This is a genomic window from Roseivirga spongicola (genome assembly GCF_034376045.1).
GTDB classification, from domain to species: domain Bacteria; phylum Bacteroidota; class Bacteroidia; order Cytophagales; family Cyclobacteriaceae; genus Roseivirga; species Roseivirga spongicola.
This window is the reverse complement of sequence record NZ_CP139724.1, coordinates 114,600-129,631: the sequence shown is the minus strand read 5'-3', so window position 1 is coordinate 129,631 and position 15,032 is coordinate 114,600. Positions and strand designations below refer to the sequence as shown.

14 protein-coding genes are annotated in these 15,032 nt (G+C 40.4%); 8 read left to right on the top strand and 6 right to left on the bottom strand.

From position 1 onward, the window contains the following. Positions 1-28: 28 nt before the first annotated feature. Positions 29-1,159, top strand: a complete 1,131-nt coding sequence (locus T7867_RS00560; RefSeq protein ID WP_068219838.1) for a DUF819 family protein — start codon at positions 29-31, stop codon at positions 1,157-1,159. Here T7867_RS00560 and T7867_RS00555 read toward each other — a convergent pair whose 3' ends face one another. From T7867_RS00555 to T7867_RS00545, 3 genes are all read right to left on the bottom strand, one after another. Then, positions 1,160-1,969, bottom strand: coding sequence for an SUMF1/EgtB/PvdO family nonheme iron enzyme (locus T7867_RS00555; RefSeq protein ID WP_068219841.1), 810 nt, complete (start codon positions 1,967-1,969; stop codon positions 1,160-1,162). A gap of 57 nt (positions 1,970-2,026) precedes the next feature. After that, a complete protein-coding gene (locus T7867_RS00550; protein ID WP_068219844.1) occupies positions 2,027-2,398 on the bottom strand; it encodes a VOC family protein in 372 nt (123 codons plus the stop codon). A 136-nt stretch (positions 2,399-2,534) separates the two neighbouring features. Further along, on the bottom strand, positions 2,535-3,428 hold the full coding sequence (locus T7867_RS00545) for an aldo/keto reductase (protein ID WP_068219847.1): 894 nt from the start codon (positions 3,426-3,428) through the stop codon (positions 2,535-2,537). A gap of 62 nt (positions 3,429-3,490) precedes the next feature. On the opposite strand from T7867_RS00545, the gene arsC reads away from it, so the two are divergent. After that, a complete protein-coding gene (arsC, locus tag T7867_RS00540) occupies positions 3,491-3,835 on the top strand; it encodes an arsenate reductase (glutaredoxin) (protein WP_068219850.1) in 345 nt (114 codons plus the stop codon). 149 nt (positions 3,836-3,984) lie between these two features. Here the strand turns inward: arsC and T7867_RS00535 are convergent, their stop codons facing one another. The 3 genes from T7867_RS00535 to T7867_RS00525 form a co-directional block, all read right to left on the bottom strand. Further along, positions 3,985-5,187, bottom strand: a complete 1,203-nt coding sequence (locus T7867_RS00535) for a PepSY-associated TM helix domain-containing protein (protein WP_068219853.1) — start codon at positions 5,185-5,187, stop codon at positions 3,985-3,987. A gap of 197 nt (positions 5,188-5,384) precedes the next feature. Continuing rightward, entirely contained in the window at positions 5,385-6,998 is a 1,614-nt protein-coding gene (locus T7867_RS00530; RefSeq protein ID WP_068219857.1) for a sensor histidine kinase, read from the bottom strand. A gap of 175 nt (positions 6,999-7,173) precedes the next feature. After that, entirely contained in the window at positions 7,174-8,559 is a 1,386-nt protein-coding gene (locus T7867_RS00525; RefSeq protein ID WP_068219861.1) for a type III PLP-dependent enzyme domain-containing protein, read from the bottom strand. 172 nt (positions 8,560-8,731) lie between these two features. On the opposite strand from T7867_RS00525, the gene T7867_RS00520 reads away from it, so the two are divergent. The 6 genes from T7867_RS00520 (at position 8,732) to T7867_RS00495 (ending at position 14,881) form a co-directional block, all read left to right on the top strand. Then, positions 8,732-9,706, top strand: coding sequence for a deoxyhypusine synthase family protein (locus T7867_RS00520; protein WP_068219863.1), 975 nt, complete (start codon positions 8,732-8,734; stop codon positions 9,704-9,706). Between the two features lie 17 nt (positions 9,707-9,723). Further along, entirely contained in the window at positions 9,724-10,674 is a 951-nt protein-coding gene (locus T7867_RS00515) for an arginase (RefSeq protein WP_068219866.1), read from the top strand. Positions 10,675-10,677: 3 nt separating this feature from the next. After that, the gene (gene argS, locus T7867_RS00510) at positions 10,678-12,480 is read left to right on the top strand and encodes an arginine--tRNA ligase (protein WP_068219870.1); all 1,803 of its coding nucleotides are present in this window, start codon (positions 10,678-10,680) and stop codon (positions 12,478-12,480) included. Between the two features lie 208 nt (positions 12,481-12,688). After that, on the top strand, positions 12,689-13,195 hold the full coding sequence (locus tag T7867_RS00505; RefSeq protein WP_068219874.1) for a glutathione peroxidase: 507 nt from the start codon (positions 12,689-12,691) through the stop codon (positions 13,193-13,195). A 2-nt stretch (positions 13,196-13,197) separates the two neighbouring features. Then, the gene (locus T7867_RS00500; RefSeq protein ID WP_068219877.1) at positions 13,198-14,088 is read left to right on the top strand and encodes a 1,4-dihydroxy-2-naphthoate polyprenyltransferase; all 891 of its coding nucleotides are present in this window, start codon (positions 13,198-13,200) and stop codon (positions 14,086-14,088) included. A gap of 70 nt (positions 14,089-14,158) precedes the next feature. Continuing rightward, positions 14,159-14,881 (top strand): Crp/Fnr family transcriptional regulator, encoded by a 723-nt coding sequence (locus T7867_RS00495; RefSeq protein WP_068219880.1) that lies wholly within the window; start codon positions 14,159-14,161, stop codon positions 14,879-14,881. Positions 14,882-15,032: the final 151 nt, after the last annotated feature.

The following is a 15,032-nucleotide window of genomic DNA, read 5'->3' as shown; positions in this document are numbered from 1 at the left end:
GTTTTGAATAATTCCCTATCTTTTATCTATGATCCAGAATCCGCTGTACATTCTCACAGTGCTTTGTGGGCTGATCTTTGTCAGTGAGTGGTTAACAAAGAACACCTTTCTTAAACATATCAGTGGTTCGTTATTGGTGATTATTTTAGGAGCCATTTTAGCCAACTTTGGTTTCATACCTTCGGCATCTAATGCTAGCCCTGTTTACGATTCCATTTTTACATACGTAGCTCCAGCAAGTATCTTTTATTTATTGTTAGGGGTAAACCTAAAGGAACTAAGGAAGGCCGGACTTCCTATGCTTATCACTTTTGTGCTAGGGTCTGTTGGGACCACATTGGGGGTGTTGTTGGCATCACAGGTAATAGACTACCAAGCTGTGTTTGGAGAAAACTACCAAGCCATTGCCGGAATGATGACTGGAACCTATACGGGTGGTAGTGCAAATTTCAACGCAGTGGCACTGCATTACGATGTGGTAAGAGAGGGAGCGGTTTATACGGGAATAGTTGTGGCTGATAATATTGTTACTGCTATTTGGATGTTGGTAACCTTGAGTCTTCCTGCACTGATGATGAAGCTCAGGCCACATAAGGAGTTAAAAATGAAAAATGGGGGAGAAATGAACCAATATGCTGAACGAGAGCATGTTGGTCCATTGCGACTTGGTTTGATGCTTTTTATAGGATTGGCAGCAATGATGGTGTCCGATTTGCTGGCTGAGCAAACCGCTATTCCTTCCGTTCTGATTTTAACAACCATAGCTTTAATTCTCGCCCAGATAAAGGCAGTTCAAGACATTCCTGGAGCTAAAATGTTAGGAATGTTTGCAGTCTATTTGTTTTTGGTGGTAGTAGGAGCTTTCTGTGAGGTAACCGCTTTGGTAGAAGTAGGTGAGCATGCGGTGAGTATTCTTCTGTTTACCGTCACCATTGTATTGGTTCATGGCGCTTTTCTGCTGTCGATGGCCCTCATGCTGAAATTTGACTGGTCTATGGTGGCTATTGCGTCACAGGCTAATATTGGAGGAGCAAGTACTGCACTGGCTCTAGCAAAGAGCTTTAAGCGAAATGATTTATTGCTTCCAGCGATTTTAGCGGGTTCACTCGGAACTGGCTTAGGAACTTATCTGGGCTTTTTGATAGCAGGATTGGTTTAGTTATTCAATAATCTCAAAGATCATCCTTATGCCAACTGCCGCAGAGGCACCTTCGTACGAAAAACTTTGGGCGAAAGCTTTTGTTGAATTCGGAACTTTCCAACTGCCGCCCATGGCTACACCTTCGGTTGATGTCATTTCTGCTACGTTTCCGAATACGTTGTAAAAGCCAATGTCTTCAGCAGCCTCGAAGTATACAGGTTTAATTTTTGGATTGTCTTTTAGTAGGTCGCTTTTAGAAAGCTTGAAGGATGATTCGTTGGTCTTGGCAATTTTCTCAAGTTGCTTAAGCATTCGCTTGTCTTGAATTAAAAAGCGGATTCTTGCCCACTCATTTTCCGAAGGCAATCTGAACTTGAATTTTTTCGGAAATGCAGCGCGATCATTTTTGCTCATCTCGTTTAGGTAGGTGTGCATGGTTTCGGTTCTCCAGGCGGCAAAGTTCTTGGCCTGTTCATAGCTTATCCCCATAATTGGCATTAAAGCCAGTTCGTCCGAAGCAATAAATTTTTCCTTTAATTCCTCTTCTGAGTGTCCTTCAAATACTTCTGCCCAAAGTGAGTAGTTAGGTTCGGCATTTTTAAATTCAACGCTTTCTCTTCCGTGTTTTTGAGCTAATGAGGCCAGATAGTCTTTATATACGTAGGCTGGTACTTCAGTAATATCTATGCACAACCTTGAATTTACTGGTAGCGTGTTAGAGGCACATAAATATTGAGTGTCTTGTCTGTTGCAGGGAGCACACTCTTTGAAGTCTCCAGCGAAAAACATAGGTACTAGAGAGAAAAACCATAAGGCAATAGCTTTCATGAATAGGAAATTAGGGTCATGAATTTATGCTTTTAAACCTATAATAGAAAATATCCGCTACTCGTGCTCAAAGAGGGTGCATACCGCCCCAGCTGGGTCTTCAATCATGCAGAATTTGCCATAACCCGTCATGCTTTTTACTTCTGTAAGAAGCTTACCGCCCTTTTCTTTTACAGCCTTGCTACTGGCTTCAATGTCAGCAACATTAATGTACATCATCCATTGAGAAGGGATGTGCGCATTAGGTCCCTTCTTATGGCAGATGCCTGCTTTGGGAGTGCCTTCCATTGTCATATTAAAGTCTTCATAATCTCCCATAGAGAGTCCTTCAGGTTTCCACCCAACTACTTCAGCATAAAAGTCTTTGACTTCTTCTGCATTATTGACGGTTAGGTCTATCCAGCCAATTGATCCTACTGATTTATCCATGTTCTTTTATTTCAAATGAAGTCTTTTCAAGGAATAAGGTACTCATACTTTAGTATGATATTGCGATTTAGTACTGTCGGTATGAGGTTCTTTTAAATATTTACTTCACTATAAGTCCCAGTAATCGAACATCGAATTAAGGAACACTCTGCCCTTTTGAGGCTACCCAAATCTCAAACCATTCTTGGCGGCTAAGTTTAATTTCTACAGCATCGGCTGCAGCCTTTATTCGTGCCAATTTACCGGAGCCAATAACTGGAATAATACCTGCCGGATGTGCCAATAGCCAGGCGTACATTACTTGGTCTATAGTTGCTCCATGATTATCTCCAATTTTATGGAGTACATTTTTCAACGTCATCATTCTGTGTGTCTGAGCATTGAAAATACTACCGCCACCTAATGGAGACCAAGCCATTGGGTGCATGTTGAGTTCTTGGCATAAGTCTATGCTACCGTTGTCGAATTCGTGTAGTGCAATTGCCGATATTTCTATCTGGTTGGTAACTAATTTGAAATCTAGAGCGGCTTGAAGTGCCTTGAATTGTGACGGAAGAAAATTACTAACACCAAAGTGTTTTACCTTTCCTTGAGCTTTAAGTTGGGAGAATGCTCTGGCTACCTCATTTGGATTTATAAAAGGATCGGGTCTGTGAATGAGCAGTACATCTATAGCCTCAATGCCCATAGCTTTTAAGGAGTTTTCGGCAGACCAAACTATGTGTTCAAAACTAGTGTCGTAATGCTTTACATAGTGATCTGGTCTTTTGTCAGAAACCAGCTTGATGCCACATTTGGTGACAATCTTAAGTTTTTGCTTCAGGCTGCTTGGTAAGGCTTTGCCAAAAAGTTCTTCGCAAGCATAATCTCCATATATATCTGCATGGTCAAAGGTGTCAATACCTAGCTCTAGGCACCCCTCAACAAGCTCTTCAACTAGTTTCTTAGAATAGTCCCAATCGGCTAATCGCCAAACACCTTGAACCAACCGGGAAATACTTAACTCATTATTCAACTTGATTTGCTCCATCTGAATCGTTTAGTTTGTCAATCTCTAGAAATGCCCAATTATAACAAAATACAGAGTTAGATATGTTGAAAATTCTTCACAATCCGAGATGTCAAAAGAGTAGACAAACCCTTCAGCTGATAGAAGAGAGCGGTGAAATGGTAACCGTAGTAGAGTACCTAAAAACAGTTCCAACAAAAGATGAGCTAAAAGGTATTATCAATATGTTGGGAATAGAGCCTTTAGATTTAGTGAGAAAAGGGGAGGCTGTTTACAAGGAAGAATTTAAGGGTAAAGACTTAGATAATTATCAGTGGATTGAAGCAATGGTTCAAAATCCGAAGTTGATCGAACGCCCTATTGTTATCAAGGGTGATAAAGCTATTATTGGCCGACCGCCAGAAAAGGTAAAGGAGCTATTGGGGTAATTGGCCGGTCTGGCTTTCATGCTTGATAATTTGAATAATCGCTCTGATTGAAGGGTGAAGCTTAATACTCCGTTTGTATGGTCATAAAAAAGAAAGGCTAATTCTCACCAAGCGAGGATTAGCCTTTCTTTATTCGATTTAATTTAGTCTCAAATAGTACTGAGTTTACTAGGTTGTTCAGTGTAGCTTGGCTCAATTTTTCCACGCTTCTTTCTAGACTTCTTTTTCTTTAGCTTATTCACCCAAATAATGGTGCCAGTTACTGGCAAACTAGTGGCAATTAAACAGGTGATAAAGTAGATGATTTTAGAGAAGGTACCGAAAACATAACCCATGTGAAGTGCCTTTATAGAGCTACCTACGCGTTCATTAAATGGTTTCTCAGAGAAAATATTTTTTTGTTCAACTGTGCCAGTGTATTTGTTTAATGTGATTCTGTCGCTGCCAGATGGTGCAAAAAAGCCAACTTTAGCTTTAGAAATAGATATGGAAGTTGCATCATCGTTTGGAATTGTGATGCTGTAGTTTCCATCGTAATCTAGCACTTCGCCTGCTTTGGCCAAAGTAGCATCTATGGTTAGAGGAGTTTGGCCTTCATAAGAAACTTCTGGTTTCTGTTCTTCCTGCGGTGCTTGTCTAGACCTGTCTACGCCAAGAACATTGTACAAGCCAGTACGGTACCAGTCGAACGACCACTGCAATCCGGTTAGTCCCATAATGAGCAAGAATATGGCAGAATAGAAACCAAGGGCATTGTGCAAATCATGATTGAATCTTTTCCAATTGCCGTTCCATTTAATTTTTAGGCCTTGCTTCCATGCCTTAACTTTTTGCGGAAACCAGATCACCATTCCAGTTATGGTCAGTAGTACAAAAATGATGGTGGCCCAACCAACAATCGGCCTTCCTATGCTGGAATCTAGCATTAACCAGCGGTGAAGACGAAACATGGTCATAAAGAATTCTGAGCTGGAAGTTGAGGTGTCGCCTAGTATTTCTCCATTATATGGGTTAATCAAATAGTTTGTGCCTCGTCTTTCTCCTTCTTTTCTAATGCTGATGGTGTATGCCCTTTTTTCGTTGGCAGGGATAGAAATAGAGGATACGTTTTGCTCTGGAAACTCATTCTTAGCGATGCTAATTAGTTCATCGGAGCTAAGTCTTTGACCATTAGCTGGTACCTCTACAAAGAATTTGTCTCTTTCAATAAACTGTTCAATTTCCGTTCTGAATGTATAGATGGTTCCAGTTAGGCAAACCACAAATAGAATAAGTCCTGCTGCAATTCCCATCCATAAATGAATGTCGTTAAATAATTTTCGAACTCTTTTCCAGGTAGATTTGGGCTTCATAATAAGAGAAAGACTTCCTTGATGGCTGTCTTTATTTAGACTTAGTTTAATTAAAAGACAAATGTAATAGGAGAACTTTTAATAGGCAATCACTAGTACTAGTGAGTGTGAATTAGCTGATGTGATTACAGGTTGATGTTAATCCTAAGGTTTTCAGGTGCTTAGGTGTTTGTGCTAAGAAACCTGTAAGAAGCAGATCAATTTTTCTTGGGAATAGTGAAGTGGAAGGTACAGCCTTCTATTCCATCAGACTCTACCCAAATCCTTCCATCATGATGATCGATGATTTTTTTGCTGTGTGCCAAGCCAACACCAGTGCCATCATACTCGCCTTTGTGAGATAGTTTCTGAAAAATCTGGAAGACTTTAACTTGATATTCAGGAGCAATGCCAATACCGTTGTCTGTAACAGAAAATGACCAATGCGTATCATTCTCTGTGGAGTCTATACTTACCAGAAGTGGTCTGTTCTTGTTCTTAAACTTAATGGAGTTACTAATTAGGTTCTGAAAGAGTAAGCGTATTTCGGTTTCGTAGCCATAGATTGTAGGGAGTTTGGTTGATTCTATAGTAGCCTTATTCTCAGAAATGATTTGTGCTAAATCTACCTTTATAGATCTCACAATTTCATTACAGTCTATTTTTGAGATCTCTTTAGTTTGCCCCACTTGGTTGAACATCATTAAGTCTTTAACCAAATCGCTCATTCTTTGACTAGACTGAGTAATGTAGCCTAGAATTTCTTCTCCCAGCTCATCGAACTTACCTCCATATTCCATTTTAAGAAGGTCGCACATACTTACTAGCGTACGCAGTGGTTCTTGCAAATCGTGCGATGTGGCATACGAGATTTGATTGAGTTCTTTGTTTTTGGCTTCCAGCCTGTTTCTGGCAAGTGCAATTTCTCGAAGTCTTATTTTTTGAGTTCTGTATGTAGAAAGATAGTCAACGGTGATGCCTACAAAAGGGACTACATAAGAGATGGTTTTTAAGAAGTGCGCTATATTAAAGTGTGAGTCGTGAAGTTCGGAAGACCCAAATACCATATGCAACTGAGTGGCTATTGCAGGAACCATGCTCCAAATAAGTGCTTGGCTGAATATGCTTTTCTCCTTTTTCTGAAATTTTGGAAGTGCCCATAAAGCCAATACTATAAAGAGTACCAATGGAGCTACATCAAACGGTCTTGTAATCCATTGATTAGGGAATTGTGTGCTTGGTAAATGGCTGCTAGTGGCACAAATACGAATAAGTATATATGAGCTTATTAAGAAACCCAGGCTAGAAATAAGAACTAGTCTATTTCTTCTTCGCCTCTTTCTATAGAGACCTAATATAAAGATGGCTACTCCAACTAGTAAGATGAGTGCTTTAAAGGTTCTAGAGAGACCCCATGTAAAGGGGATGAAATCGGAATTATCGCTGACTGAGTTAATGATTTGTGTTGCGGAAAGTGCATGAAAGGCGTCTATAAAGCCTGCTGAAAGCAAAGCCATGCCGATTATAGGAGTTGCAGAGTTGCCTGTAATTCTATATTGAACAAATGCCAATACTGCCGTGGCCATGGCAATAATTACTCCCGACCATTCAAGAATTAAGTGTACAAAAGCTCCGGTAAATGCTCGAAGTAACGTGTCATGAATGGCGTCTTCTGGCAAATTTGTAAGACCCTCCAGTTCTGCTGTTCCTATTGGGCTAGCAAAGTTTACTCCAGATAATAATAGAATTAAAGGTAATACGCTTATTAGAATTGTACCGAGTAAAATGCCTTTAGTAAGTGGCTTCTCGTGTGTATCGTGTATCCATTCCATAAAAAGTACCTTTAATATAATGGTTTGCAATTACTTATATTAAATACTGTCATGAAATGTGAACCGCATCAACATAAAGATTGCTGAGGATGGCTCAAATTGAGATCGAATTTCTACAAAAAGAAAGCCTACTTCCTGTTAGAGAGTAGGCTTCTATATCTTTTTGAGCTATTGTTTAATAGCCAAGTGTGTTGAGCATGGTTTGCTCTACTTGCTCCTCGGCAAACACCCGATTAACCAAATTTCCGTTTTCATCATGATCAATAAGTACGTGCTTAGGGGCAGGAATAAGGCAGTGCTGAATTCCTCCATATCCACCTAGAGATTCTTGATAGGCTCCCGTATGGAAGAATCCTACATAAAGATTTTCGTCTTCTTCAATAAGAGGAAGGAACACTTCAGAAGAGTGAGCCTCAGAGTTGTAGTAGTCCATGCTGTCGCAGGTTAATCCACCCATGTTTACTTTATGGAAAGGATGGTCCCACTTGCTGATTGCCAACAAAATATACTTCTGATTCAAGCCCCAAGCATCTGGTAAATGCGTAATGAAAGAGCCATCAATCATATACCAAAGCTCTTTGTCGTTTTGCAGCTTTTGATCCAGGATTGAGTAGATGTGCGCACCACTTTCACCAACGGTGAAGCTTCCAAATTCTGTAATGATGTTTGGTACAGGTACATTGCTTTTGTTGCATATCCACTGAATGTTTTCAACAATCTGCTCTACCATGTACTCATAGTCATACTCAAAGGTAAGAGAGGTTTTTATGGGAAAACCACCACCAATATCTATTGTGTCAAGCGTAGGACAAACCTTTTTTAGTTCGCAATATTTATAGATAAAGCGGCTCAATTCACTCCAATAATAAGCAGTGTCCTTAATGCCAGTGTTAATAAAAAAGTGAAGCATTTTCAACGAAGCCTTACTGCCTTCAATATGCTCTTTGTAGTAGTCTTTAATGTCGCCATATCTAATCCCTAACCTTGAAGTGTAAAATTCAAAGTTTGGTTCTTCATCGGCTGCTACTCTTATACCTACTTTAAAGTCTCCTTTAATGTCTTCTTTATAGGTGTCTAGCTCATTCATGTTGTCAAGAATTGGAATGCAATTCTTGAATCCATCATTGATCAAATCGCTGATGTATTGTTTATAGAGAGGTCTTTTGAATCCATTACATACCACCAAAATGTCTTTGTTTATTTTCCCTTTTTGGTGGAGGCTTCTAATAATAGGAATGTCAAAAGCAGATGATGTTTCAATCTGACAACCATTTTCAATCACCTTATCTAGTACAAAACTGAAATGGTTAGACTTTGTGCAATAGCAATAAGTATAAGAGCCTTCATATTTATGCTTCTTCATGGCCTTTTCGAACCAATTCTTAGCACTTTGAATGTTCTGAGATATTTTAGGTAAATAGGTGATCCTCAAGGGAGTGCCATGTTCTTGGATAATGTCCTTTAAGGGTACATCGTGAAATTCCAGGTACTTACCATTTACTTTGAATTCGTTGGTAGGGAAATCGAAAGTTTGGTCAATCAGGTCGTAATAACTCTTCATCTAAATGGATTCTCTAATGATAGATCGCAAAGATTAAAACAAATTATGAAATGCGAATAAGCTTAAAATTAAAAAACATCGAAGAAATTCCGAACCTTGAAATAGCAGCTTTATTCTTAAGCTAAATGACCATAAATTAGCATTTTTGCAAACACAGGAAAAAGATACAATTATGTCGAACAAACCGATTAGCTCATTCATTGAAAAACACTATCGCCATTTCAATGCCGCAGCACTGGTAGATGCTGCTAAAGGCTATAAACTACATTTAGCCGAAGGCGGTAAAATGATGGTTACTTTGGCCGGAGCCATGAGTACGGCAGAGCTTGGAATGAGTTTAGCCGAAATGATTCGTCAAGATAAAATCGATATCATCTCCTGCACAGGTGCCAACCTAGAAGAAGATATTATGAATTTGGTGGCTCACTCGCACTATGAAAGAGTGCCAAACTATAGAGACTTAACTCCGAAAGAAGAGTGGGCGCTTTTAGAAAAAGGGCTCAACAGGGTAACGGATACATGTATTCCGGAAGAAGAGGCCTTCAGAAGATTGCAGAAACACATTTTTCATCAGTGGAAAACTGCAGAAGATGCAGGAGAAAGATATTTCCCTCATGAGTACATGTACAAAATGTTGCTTTCTGGCGATCTAGAAGAATACTATGAAATTGACCCGAAAAACAGTTGGATGCTCGCAGCTGCAGAGAAGAATATTCCTATTGTAGTTCCAGGTTGGGAAGACTCTACCATGGGGAACATATTTGCCTCTTACTGCATAAAAGGCGAGTTAAAGCCTTCTACAATGAAGTCGGGAATTGAATACATGACTTGGCTAGCTGGTTGGTATAAAGATAATTCAGCAGGCAAAGGAGTCGGGTTCTTCCAAATTGGTGGAGGTATTGCCGGTGACTTCCCAATCTGCGTAGTACCAATGATGTATCAAGACTTGGAAATGCACGATATTCCTTTCTGGAGTTATTTCTGTCAAATTTCAGATTCAACCACCAGCTACGGTTCTTATTCAGGTGCGGTTCCGAACGAGAAGATCACGTGGGGTAAACTAGATATAGATACGCCTAAATTCATCGTAGAGTCTGATGCTACAATTGTAGCACCATTGATTTTCGCTTACTTATTAGACTGGTAATTAGCATTAAATAGAATATGAGGAAGATAAGACTAGTGGAGGTTCGCTCAGAAATTGCTGCGGGCACTAGAGGGGCAAGCATGGGAGTAGACGCCATGAAAATTGCCAGTATTAAAAGGCACTCAAATTTCTTTATGCGTTTTGAGCCTGTAAGTATTCAGGATGAAAACCAACTGCTGTTTGCACAACCACAGTTTAAGTTTGCCAAATATGCCGAAGGTGTTTTTACCATGGTAGACAGGGTTTGTGAAACTATAGGTGGCCTGCGTGAGCAAGAGCTTTTTCCTATTGTTTTAGCGGGAGATCATTCAACTGCAGCCGGAACCATTTGTGGCATTAAAAAGGCTCATCCAGATAGAAGGCTAGGTGTTATATGGATAGATGCTCATGCCGATTTTCATTCGCCATATACTACGCCATCAGGAAACATGCATGGCATGTCTTTGGCAATGGCTAGCGCAATGGATAATGAAGAGTGTGAAGTAAATGATGTAGAAGAGGAAACCGAAGCTATTTGGGAAAAAATAAAGCAAGTAGGCGGAAATGGTCCGAAAATAGACCCTCAAGATATTGTCTACATTGGCGTTCGAGATACTGAGGCACCAGAAGATCACCTAATTGAAAAATACGGCATCAAAAACTTCACTACTGAAGAAGTAAATAAAATTGGGGTTGCCAAAGTAGCCAGTCAGGCTTTGGAAATTCTTAAAGACTGCGACCAAATTTATATCTCTTTCGATGTAGACAGTTTAGATACAAGTGTGTCTACAGGAACAGGAACTCCAGTTCCAAACGGGCTGCAGAAAGAACAAGCTTTTGAGCTAAACCGTGAGTTAATTAAAGATAAAAGGGTTTGTTGTTGGGAAATTGTAGAGGTGAACCCAACTTTGGACACTGAAAATAAAATGGCCGAGCATGCTTTCGAAATTTTGGAAGCAACTACCGACTCATTGATCGAGAATTTCTAATACATGGAGCAACAGATTAAACAAGGGATTTCGGAAGCCCTGAAAGCACTTTATTCACATGAGCTTTCTGCTGATGATATTGCCTTGCAACCCACCCGAAAAGATTTTGAAGGAACCTATACATTCGTAACCTTTCCATTAGCCAGAGTTTCTAGGAAAAATCCTGAAGAAACTGGCAATGAAATAGGACAGTATTTGGTTGAAAACACCTCGGTTGTTTCAGGTTTCAATACAGTTAAAGGCTTTTTGAATCTTTCTATTTCTGAGGGTTCTCAGGTGCAACAGTTTGCTCAAATGTTCGATGGAGCAAATGTTTCTGAATCACCAGCATTTAGTATTCCTTCTACGGGTAAAACGGTGGTGGTAGAATATTCATCTCCAAATACCAACAAGCCTCTTCACTTGGGTCACCTGAGAAATAACTTCTTAGGTAACTCAGTGGCCAGAATTCTAGAAGCTGCCGGAAATGACGTGAAAAAGGTGCAGATCATTAACGATCGAGGCATTCATATCTGTAAGTCTATGCTGGCTTGGCTTAAGTTTGGCGAGGGCGAAACCCCAGAAACATCAGGCCTTAAAGGCGACCACCTAGTAGGCAAATATTATGTAGAGTTCGATAAAGCATATAAAGCTGAAATCGCTCAGCTGGTAGAAGATGGAATGGAGAAGGAGCAAGCAGAAAAAGAAGCTCCGATCTTACTAGAAGCGCAAGAAATGCTTCGCAAGTGGGAAGAAAAAGACCCTGAAATCTACGCCCTTTGGGAGAAAATGAACGGTTGGGTTTACAATGGGTTCAATGCCACCTACGAGCGAATGGGGGTTGATTTCGATAAACTCTACTATGAAAGTGATACCTACTTAATAGGAAGAGATAGAGTGCTTGAAGGTCTTGAAAAAGGTGTGTTCTTCAAAAAAGAAGATGGTTCTGTTTGGGTCGATTTAACCGATGAAGGGCTTGATGAAAAACTGCTTCTTCGAAAGGACGGTACTTCAGTTTATATGACTCAAGACATTGGAACGGCTTTAATGCGTTTCGATGATTTTCCTGGTTTAAGTCAGTTGATTTATACGGTAGGAAATGAGCAGGAGTATCATTTCAAGGTTCTATTCCTTATTCTGAAGAAGTTAGGCTACGAGTGGGCCGATGCTTGCTATCACCTTTCTTATGGAATGGTAGACTTACCAACTGGTAAGATGAAGTCGCGTGAAGGAACGGTGGTAGATGCCGATGACCTGATTCAGGAAATGGTAGATACGGCTAAAGCTAGAACCGAAGAGCTAGGCAAGATAGACGGGTTCTCTGCCGAAGAGGCAGCTGAGCTTTACGAAAAGCTTGGATTGGGTGCAGTGAAGTACTACCTCATGAAAGTAGACCCAAGAAAACGTATGCTTTTCAACCCTGAAGAGTCTATCGAATTTCAGGGGAATACAGGGCCGTTTATTCAGTACACTTATGCCAGAATTAGTGCAATTCTTCGCAAGGCGAGCCAGCTAGGGGTGAGCATAGAGAATATTGATTTCGATCAGGTGAGTGAAGTGCATCAGACGGAAAAGGATTTGATTTTTGCCATCGGTCAGTATAAAGAAAAACTGCAATTGGCTGCAGAAACTTACTCTCCAGCCATTATTGCACAGTTCGTATATGATTTGGCTAAGGAGTACAACAGGTTCTATACGGAGATTTCAATTTTCAATGAAGATGATGCTGTGCTGATGCAATTCAGAATAGCCCTATCTGCCCTTACTGCAGAAACAATCAAAGTAGGCATGAGGTTATTGGGAATTGAAGTGCCAAACAGAATGTAGAGCTATGAATCTGGAGAGGATACCAGATTTGGCGCTAGTTTAGATGCCAGTTGTGGTCTCCTCACAGCAACTAAAAACACCGCTGTGTCTTCACAGAGGTGTTTAGATGTCAGTTTTTACAGCGATGCATAAAGTGTCAGTTTCGGTGTCCTCACCAAAACTAGAAACCTGATAAGACAACGAGTTTGGCGATAAAAGAATTAGTACTATGAAATACCTAAGTCTGTTTTTATTGCTCTTATGGCCACTAAAATCAAATAATATGAACTTTTACGATTTTGAACTGAAAGGAATAGATGGTGAGCAAGTGGATTTGAATGCCTATAAGGGCAAGAAAATCCTTATTGTGAATGTGGCTTCAGAATGTGGCTATACGCCTCAGTATGAAGACTTACAGAATCTACATGAGCAGTTCGGTAATAAGGTAGCGGTGTTTGGTTTTCCGGCAAATAACTTTGGAGGGCAAGAGCCTGGCACTAATCAAGAGATAGTAGAATTCTGCCAAGCCAACTATGGCGTTTCGTTCCAAATGTTCGAGAAGATATCAGTGGTAGGCAAAGACAAGCATCCACTCTATAAGTGGCTCAAAGAGCAAAGCGGAGAAGAGCCTAACTGGAACTTCTGTAAATATTTGCTCGATGAGAACGGAAAGGTGTTAGCTTTTTACCCATCATCAGTTAATCCGCTAGACGAACAAATTACAGCTAAGCTTTAATCATGAAAAAGTGGCTCGAAGCATTCCGTTTAAGAACCTTGCCTTTGGCCATGGCCTCCATTGGTATGGGCGCTTTTTTGGCGGCTTCTTCGGGTAATTTTGATTGGAGTATTTTTGGGCTTTGTGCTTTAACAACACTCTTTCTTCAAGTGCTTTCTAATCTGGCCAACGATTATGGAGATTCCATTCATGGTGCAGATAGTATTGACCGAACTGGGCCACAACGTGCGGTACAAAGTGGAGCCATTACCAAAGGCGCAATGCTCAGAGCAATCATTGTATGTTCGGTGCTAGCACTGGCAAGTGGAGTGGCTTTAATCTTGCAAGCCTTTGGTGGTTTTGGAGAGGTCTTTTGGTATTTCTTAGGCTTAGGGGGGCTCAGTATTCTGGCTGCTATAACCTACACAGCTGGTAAAAAGCCCTACGGATATGCTGGTTTGGGGGATATTAGTGTAATGATTTTCTTTGGTTTTGTTGCAGTGATGGGTAGTGCCTATCTCTACGAGCAAACCATTAATTGGCTTTATGCTCTTCCTTCAATAAGTGTTGGTTTGTTCTCTGTTGCAGTATTGAACTTGAACAATATCCGTGATATAGAATCTGATAAAAAGGCAGGAAAGAAATCTGTGCCAGTGCGCATTGGTAGAGATGCTGCTGTTATTTACCATTGGCTGTTATTAGTACTTGGTGTTGCAGCTTCCATTGTATTTGCTGCAATACAATTTGAAGGTGCCCAGCAATTACTGTTTTTGCTTGCCTGTCCATTGCTCTTCATTAATGCTAGGGCTGTGAAAATTTACACCTCTTCAGACCGATTGGATCCATTCCTGAAGCAAATGGCCTTAAGTACTTTACTTTTTGTGTTATTATTCGGAATTGGGCAAATTATTTAATGCTCATCGGTGTTCCTTCCTTGACTTTCATGTCCTACTTATTAATTTTAAGTAATTCCAATCTGAGCTTATGAGTTCCAGAAAATCTAACCATATAGACCTCCAATGCCAGTTTTGTCAGAGCAGAGGAGATAGTCATTTTTCAGAGTTACCTACGGACGACCTAGAAGTACTTTCATCGCATAAATCGTGTGTTACGTACAAAAAGGGGCAAACGCTTTTCTATGAAGGAACCAGGCCTATGGGTATTTTTTGTATCAATCACGGAAAGGTGAAAGTATACAAAATGGGCTCCAATGGTAAAGAGCAGATTCTATTCATTGCTCAGCCAGGAGATTTTCTGGGGTATAGGTCTTTGCTAAGTGAAGAGTTTTATGGGGCTACCGGAACGGTGCTTGAGCAAGCTGCAATATGCTTTATACCTAAGAGCGACTTTCTATCTATTTTAAGTAAGAACCCAGCATTCTTTCAAAAGCTAATGAAAGCGGTTTGCCATGAACTTGGTGTTATGGAGGAGAAATTGGCGCAACTAGCTCAAAAGTCGGTAAGAGAGCGACTGGCTGCTACCATCATTATGCTGAAAGAGACCTACGGAATGGAAGGTGAGGGTAGTGATGTAATCGATATAGCACTTTCTAGAGAAGATTTAGCCAATATAGTGGGCACCGCAACGGAGACAGTTATTCGCCTGCTTTCCGATTTTAAATCAGATGGACTCATCGGTTTAAAAGGGAAGAAGATACAAGTGCTAGATGCTCAGCGATTAATTCACGAAGCAGATTTCTACGCATAAGGCTTTTGTAAAAGCCAATTTCGAGTTTAAGAGATAACAAGACTCTATAGATGTTTTTGGTCGCTTTTACCCAGACCTTTTAAGGAGAGTCCTAGTTGATCTGTTATGCCCTTGGGGAAATTTAAGGAGGGATAAGCTTTCTGGTTTCTGC

Excerpts from the sequence above, each read along its gene's own strand:
- T7867_RS00560 (WP_068219838.1), top strand. The coding sequence starts at position 29 with ATGATCCAGAATCCGCTGTACATTCTCACAGTGCTTTGTGGGCTGATC.
- T7867_RS00555 (WP_068219841.1), bottom strand. The coding sequence starts at position 1,969 with ATGAAAGCTATTGCCTTATGGTTTTTCTCTCTAGTACCTATGTTTTTC.
- T7867_RS00550 (WP_068219844.1), bottom strand. The coding sequence starts at position 2,398 with ATGGATAAATCAGTAGGATCAATTGGCTGGATAGACCTAACCGTCAAT.
- T7867_RS00545 (WP_068219847.1), bottom strand. The coding sequence starts at position 3,428 with ATGGAGCAAATCAAGTTGAATAATGAGTTAAGTATTTCCCGGTTGGTT.
- arsC (WP_068219850.1), top strand. The coding sequence starts at position 3,491 with ATGTTGAAAATTCTTCACAATCCGAGATGTCAAAAGAGTAGACAAACC.
- T7867_RS00535 (WP_068219853.1), bottom strand. The coding sequence starts at position 5,187 with ATGAAGCCCAAATCTACCTGGAAAAGAGTTCGAAAATTATTTAACGAC.
- T7867_RS00530 (WP_068219857.1), bottom strand. The coding sequence starts at position 6,998 with ATGGAATGGATACACGATACACACGAGAAGCCACTTACTAAAGGCATT.
- T7867_RS00525 (WP_068219861.1), bottom strand. The coding sequence starts at position 8,559 with ATGAAGAGTTATTACGACCTGATTGACCAAACTTTCGATTTCCCTACC.
- T7867_RS00520 (WP_068219863.1), top strand. The coding sequence starts at position 8,732 with ATGTCGAACAAACCGATTAGCTCATTCATTGAAAAACACTATCGCCAT.
- T7867_RS00515 (WP_068219866.1), top strand. The coding sequence starts at position 9,724 with ATGAGGAAGATAAGACTAGTGGAGGTTCGCTCAGAAATTGCTGCGGGC.
- argS (WP_068219870.1), top strand. The coding sequence starts at position 10,678 with ATGGAGCAACAGATTAAACAAGGGATTTCGGAAGCCCTGAAAGCACTT.
- T7867_RS00505 (WP_068219874.1), top strand. The coding sequence starts at position 12,689 with ATGAAATACCTAAGTCTGTTTTTATTGCTCTTATGGCCACTAAAATCA.
- T7867_RS00500 (WP_068219877.1), top strand. The coding sequence starts at position 13,198 with ATGAAAAAGTGGCTCGAAGCATTCCGTTTAAGAACCTTGCCTTTGGCC.
- T7867_RS00495 (WP_068219880.1), top strand. The coding sequence starts at position 14,159 with ATGAGTTCCAGAAAATCTAACCATATAGACCTCCAATGCCAGTTTTGT.